General features: G+C 65.4%; 6 protein-coding genes. 4 read left to right on the top strand and 2 right to left on the bottom strand.

Annotated features, from left to right (window positions below):
* From ABF990_RS14500 to ABF990_RS14485, 4 genes are all read left to right on the top strand, one after another.
* Positions 1-549, top strand: a 549-nt coding sequence (locus ABF990_RS14500; RefSeq protein ID WP_415506666.1) for a cation diffusion facilitator family transporter, incomplete at its 5' end; no start/stop codon positions are given.
* A gap of 104 nt (positions 550-653) precedes the next feature.
* Positions 654-2024: a chloride channel protein gene (locus ABF990_RS14495; RefSeq protein WP_415492486.1), complete on the top strand. Its 1371-nt coding sequence runs from the start codon at positions 654-656 to the stop codon at positions 2022-2024.
* A gap of 246 nt (positions 2025-2270) precedes the next feature.
* Complete coding sequence (locus ABF990_RS14490) at positions 2271-3278, top strand: CobW family GTP-binding protein (protein ID WP_415501002.1); 1008 nt, start codon at positions 2271-2273, stop codon at positions 3276-3278.
* A complete protein-coding gene (locus tag ABF990_RS14485; RefSeq protein WP_415492484.1) occupies positions 3275-4330 on the top strand; it encodes a WD40 repeat domain-containing protein in 1056 nt (351 codons plus the stop codon). The genes ABF990_RS14490 and ABF990_RS14485 overlap by 4 nt, the downstream gene beginning before the upstream one ends.
* Before the next feature lie 154 nt (positions 4331-4484).
* Here ABF990_RS14485 and ABF990_RS14480 read toward each other — a convergent pair whose 3' ends face one another.
* The gene (locus ABF990_RS14480) at positions 4485-5303 is read right to left on the bottom strand and encodes an alpha/beta fold hydrolase (RefSeq protein WP_415501003.1); all 819 of its coding nucleotides are present in this window, start codon (positions 5301-5303) and stop codon (positions 4485-4487) included.
* Between the two features lie 9 nt (positions 5304-5312).
* On the bottom strand, positions 5313-5820 hold a 508-nt coding region (locus tag ABF990_RS14475), incomplete at its 5' end, for an NAD(P)-dependent oxidoreductase (RefSeq protein WP_415506665.1).

Genomic DNA, 5820 nt, shown 5'->3' with positions numbered 1-5820 from the left:
GTCATGCTGCGGGCGGGGCGGGCGCGCCGTTCACCCGCGCTGGTGGCGGGCGGGCAGCATGTTCTGTCCGATGTCTGGACAGGGGTGGCGCTGGTGGCGGGGGTGGCCCTTATTCCCGTAACCGGCTGGGCGCGGCTGGATTCGGTGCTGGCCGGGCTTGTGGCCGTGAACGTGCTGCGCGTGGGCTGGGACGTCATGCGCGAGTCCATAGCCGGGCTGATGGACCAGGCCCCCGGGCGCGAAACCCTGGAGCAGATTCAGGATATCATTGCCGCCAATGGCGAGGGCGCGATCGAGGCGCACGACATCCGCACCCGGATTGTGGGCGCAATGACATTTCTCGATTTCCATCTGGTCGTGCCCGGCGGCATGAGCGTGCACCAGGCGCACGATATCTGCGACCGGATCGAGGCCGCGCTGCGGGCGCATATGGGCAGCACGCTGGTGCATATTCATGTCGAACCCGACAACCTGGCCAAGCATGAGGGCATTGTGTTCTGGCCCCGCCCGACGGCGCCGACAGTGGCAAATCCGAAACATTCAGCATAAAACTGTGGTAAATATATCATACGGGGTCGGCAGCGGCTTTTATCTGCCCCGCATGGTGCTAACATCGGGCGTATCTTTTTCTGCTGCCAATACGGATACGCCCCATGTCCATCAGCGTGCTGCCCACGCCTGAGTCCCTGCGCCACCTGCGCGAACAGGCCAAAACCGGGACCGTGAACTGGCGCCGCAAGTTCATTTACTGGACCGGGGCCGTTCTGGTGGGTCTGGTTGCTGTCACCTTCGCCAGCATGGCCGATACCGCAGCCCATATCCGCAGCCATATCATGCATGTCAGCCCCTGGCTGATGCTGGTCGTGACCCCCTGCGGGCTGGCGCTGTCAAGCTGGCTGACCCGTAGCTGGTTCCGCGGGGCGCAGGGCAGCGGCATTCCGCAGGCCATTGCCTGCATGCACCTCAACGACATGGCGGTTGTAGACCGGGTGCTGTCGGTACGCATCGCGCTGGCCAAGATCTGCCTGACCTGTTTCGGCCTGCTGGCCGGGGCCTCCATCGGGCGCGAAGGGCCGACCGTTCAGGTGGGTGCCGCCATCATGCACACGGTCGGGCGGTTCGCGGGTATTTCCAACACCACCAGTGTCCGCGCGCTGATCAAGGCCGGGGGGGCGGCCGGTGTCGCCGCCGCGTTCAACACCCCGCTGGCGGGTATCGTGTTCGGGATCGAGGAACTGGCCCACTCCTTCGAACAGCGCAGCAGCGGCACCATGCTGACCTGCGTTGTCATTTCCGGCGTGACGGCCATCGCCATGGTGGGCAACTACACCTATTTCGGCCACACCTATTCTGCCGTGCCGGTGGGAACGAGCTGGCTGGCCGTGCTGGTCTGCGGGGTCCTGGGCGGGCTGAGCGGGGGCATGTTCTCATCCCTGCTGGTGCGCATGTCACGCGGGGTTCCCGGCGCGCTGGGGGCGTTCATTACCCGCCGTCCCGTGCTGTTCGCCGCACTGTGCGGACTGGTGCTGGCCATTATCGGCCTGCTGTCGGGCGGCATGACCTATGGCACGGGCTACACGCAGGCGCGCGACATCATCATGGGGTCGGGGCAGTATCCGGCGTCGTATTTCGTGCTCAAGCTGCTGGCCACGTTCGTATCTTACTGTTCGGGCATACCGGGCGGGCTGTTCGCGCCGTCCCTGTCTGTCGGGGCAGGCATGGGCGGGTGGATCGCACAGTTCCTGCCCCACACCACGCCGGGGGCCGTCGTGCTGCTGGGAACGGTGGCGTATTTCGCCGCCGTGACCCAGGCCCCCCTGACCGCCACGGTCATCGTCATGGAAATGTGCGACAACCAGCAGATTACCCTGGCCCTGCTGGCCAGCGCCTTTCTGGCCTTTGGTATCTCGCGCGCCCTGTGCAGCCACGCCCTTTACGGCGCGCTGGCCGTACGCTTCCTGCGCTCGGCCGAACCACGCCAGAAATCCACCACCATCACAACCGCGACCGACACGGCCCGCTAACACCTGCCCTTACCCCGCCCGCCCCAAAGGGCGACACCGGCTGCGGGCCTGCGCAAAACCATGCCGGGCGAAACCCGCCCCCACGCGCATGCGCAAGGGTGAGATCACCTTTCGCACCCTGCGTATGCGCGTTGCGCGCGACAAACACGCCCGCCTGGCCCGGCCGCCTGCGCGCCGTGTCTGGTTTCTCGCGCCCCGCCGTCCTATATGACACAGAGTTCTGGAGTGAAACGGAGAGCATCCCCCATGTCTGACGCATCCACGGCACCTGCGGCACAGGCCGAGGCCCAGCCCGACACCCGCGTGCCGGTCACGGTCCTGACCGGCTTTCTGGGCGCGGGCAAGACCACCCTGCTCAACCATATCCTGACAGCCGAGCACGGGCGCAAATACGCCGTCGTCATCAACGAATTCGGCGAACTGGGCGTGGATAACGACCTGGTGGTGGACGCGGACGAAGAAGTGTTCGAAATGAACAACGGCTGTATCTGCTGTACGGTGCGCGGCGATCTGATCCGGATCCTGAACGGGCTGATGAAGCGGCGTACCAGGTTCGATGGCGTGATCGTGGAAACCACCGGCCTGGCCGACCCCGCCCCCGTGGCGCAGACCTTTTTCGCCGACGAGGACGTGCGCGCGAAAGCCCGGCTGGATGCGGTCGTGACCGTGGTGGATGCCTACAACGTCGTGGCGACACTGGCCGAAAGTTCGGAAGCACGGCAGCAGATCGCCTTTGCCGATGTCATTATCCTCAACAAGACCGATCTGGTGGATGAAGCCGGGCTGGCCGCGATAGAGGCCACCATTCGCAGGCTGAACAACGCAGCCCCCATCCACCGTGCGCGCAAGGGCAATGTCAAACTGACGGATGTGCTCGACCGTGGCGGGTTCGACCTGAGCCGCGTGCTCGAACAGTCCCCCGCTTTCCTCGAAAATCCCGAACACCATCATGAGGAAGACATTTCCAGCGTGTCGCTGTCCGTCAAGCAGCCGCTGGACGCCGGGCGCTTCCAGATGTGGATCAGCGCGCTTTTGCAGGAAAAAGGGGCCGACATGCTCCGCACCAAGGGCATTCTGGACTTTGCCGGGCAGGATGACCGCTTTGCGTTCCAGGCCGTTCACATGATGGCGGATGGCAACGCCATAGGCCCCTGGAAGGACGGCGAACCGCGCGAAAGCCGGCTGGTGTTCATTGGCCGCAACCTCAACCGGCCCCAGCTCCGTCGCGGGCTTGAAAGCTGCATCGCGGCATGAGCACCACAACCGCCCTGCGTGGGCTGATCGAAAAACGCGGCGCGCACCGCCAGGTGGAAGGCGAGATCACGGCCTGCGCCGCCTCGCGCGATTCCAGCCGCTTCGCCTTCACCACCGCCGAAGGCGATGTCATCATCGCCCACCGCGAGGACCTGCTGGCCCCCCAGAGCTGGACCAGCTTTGCCGTGCATGACGGACCGGTTCTGGCCTTGTCGGCCGACACTCTTGCCGACAGTTTCCTGACCGGCGGGGACGACGGCCGCCTGTGCCGCCTGGACCCCGCGGGCGAGATCGAGGAACTGGGCAAAAGCCGCCGCTGGGTGGAGCATATCTGCACCCATGTGGACGCCAAGAGCGCCATTATCGCCGCGTCCTCTGGCAAGGAGGTGGAACTGCGCGACGCCACGGGCCGCACTGTCACCCGCACGCTCGAACACCCCTCCACCGTGGGCGGGCTGGTGTTCGACCCCAAGGGCAAGCGCATTGCCGTTTCGCACTATAACGGCGTGTCCATGTGGTTCACCCAGTCCAAGGATGGCGGGGCCCGCCTGCTGGAATGGAAAGGCAGCCATCTGGGCATTGTCATGCACCCGGCGGCGGAGGCGATCGTGACCGCCATGCAGGACAACGACCTGCATGGCTGGCGCCTGTCCGACGGCCATAACATGCGCATGAGCGGCTACCCCACCAAGGTCCGCTCCATGGCGTTTTCGCATAACGGCAAATGGCTGGCCACGGGCGGGGCAGACACCGTGGTTCTGTGGTCATTCGTGGGGAACGGCCCCATGGGCAAGCCGCCCACGGAACTGGCCGGAGCGGGTGGAGCGCTGTGCACCCGCGTGGCCACCCACCCCACGCAGGAAGTCGTGGCAGGGGGTTTTTCCGACGGGACGGTTCTGATGATCGAACCCGCCACACAGCGCGTTCTGCCCATCTGCATGGCCCAGACCGGCGCCATTACCGCCCTGGCCTACAGCCCCGATGGCTGCATTCTGGGCTTTGGCACCGAGGATGGCACGATCGGGCTGGTCAATCTGGCGTCCGCTGGCTGAACCGGTCTTTACCCCGCCCCGCTACCGGCCCCGGTATCGCCCCTGCATTCCGCCGCACAGCCGGTAGCGGCCAGAGTACGACCAGAGAACAGGCACACACAGGCGCATAGTGCCCTGTGTCCTGTTCCCTGCGCCCCCGCCGTTATCCCTGCCGTTATTCAGTCCCTTCAAGAAACAGGCTGACCGCCCGTACCACGGCGGGAGCCTGTTCAAGCTGCGGCAGATGTCCCGTATCCGGCAGCGCAAGGCAGGGAATACGGGAAAGACAACCATCCGGCACGGGGCGGGGCAGAACGGCGTCGGCCTCCCCCCAGATCATGTGAACGGGCACGGGGGCTGCGTGGATAACACCCCGCAGGTCTTCAGCCTGTTGCCCGTGCGGAAAACAGGCCTGCGCGATCCGTCGCAGGGCGTCGCGCCGGCCGGGTTCCTCCAGCCCGTGCAGCAGCACCTGGGCTGCCTTCCGCCCCACAAGCCCCGGTGTCGCCACTGCAATATCCATGGTGCTGCGGATATCATCCACCGTATGGGCGTTCATGAAACCCTGGACAAATGCCGGGTTCGCCGTGCTGCCAAGCCCCGCTGGCGCCAGTAGCGAAAGACTGCGCAGCATTTGCGGATAGGCCCGCAACAGGGCAAGGGCTATGCCACCACCCAGCGAATGTCCCAGTACATGGGCGGCGGGCATTCCCAGCGTGTCCAGCAGCCCGGCAAGACAATCCGCGAAAAAAGACAGTGTGCCCGCCCCGACATCGACCGAGGACCTGCCATGGCCGGGCAGGTCGAAAGCGATCACACGGCGCTGCCGTGCAAGGGCGGGCTGCACCATCAACCAGCCTGCAACGCTGCCGCCAAAACCATGCACAAGCACCAGCGGCGCGCGGGTGGTTCCCTGTGCGTCGTCACCCTCAGGGCCCGTGACCTGCACATGAATGGCGTGCGGGCCGACCCTTACGGTCTGCTCCTTCCGCACCGGGGCCCCTCAGTAACCGCGTTGGGGGTCGTAACGCAGGGCGACGTTTTCCCCCCGTTCAAGGGCGGCAATGGTCGCCACCACCTGGGCCACCCTGGCCTCGCGCGAGGCTTCGGAGGCCACATGCGGCGTTATGATCGTGCGTGGCGCCTGCCACAGGGGCGATGTTTCGGGCAGGGGTTCATGGTCGAACACATCCAGCACCGCGCCGTCCAGGCTGCCATCCTCCAGTGCGCGCAGCAGGTCGGCCTCCACCACCAGGGGGCCACGCGCCACGTTCACCAGCCCCGAAGGCCTGCGCAGGGCACTGAACACGTCATGGGTCAGCAACCCGCGTGTGAGCGGTGTTTCGGGCAACAGGCAGACCAGAATATTGTTTTCGGCCACAAAAGCGGGAAACTGCTCCGCACCGTCATGGCAGGCAATGCCTTCCAGTTTTTTGGGCGTGCGGCTCCAGCCCGAGACCACAAAACCCCAGTCCGCGAGCTTCTGCGCGACATAGGCCCCAAGGCTGCCA

The organism is Acetobacter sp. (genome assembly GCF_047723915.1).
GTDB lineage: Bacteria > Pseudomonadota > Alphaproteobacteria > Acetobacterales > Acetobacteraceae > Acetobacter.
The sequence above is the reverse complement of the archived record's forward strand: the minus strand, read 5'-3'. Positions and strand labels throughout refer to the sequence as shown.

What these genes read in the sequence shown, in the direction of transcription:
- ABF990_RS14495 (WP_415492486.1), top strand. Translation starts at nt 654, where the DNA reads ATGTCCATCAGCGTGCTGCCCACGCCTGAGTCCCTGCGCCACCTGCGC.
- ABF990_RS14490 (WP_415501002.1), top strand. Translation starts at nt 2,271, where the DNA reads ATGTCTGACGCATCCACGGCACCTGCGGCACAGGCCGAGGCCCAGCCC.
- ABF990_RS14485 (WP_415492484.1), top strand. Translation starts at nt 3,275, where the DNA reads ATGAGCACCACAACCGCCCTGCGTGGGCTGATCGAAAAACGCGGCGCG.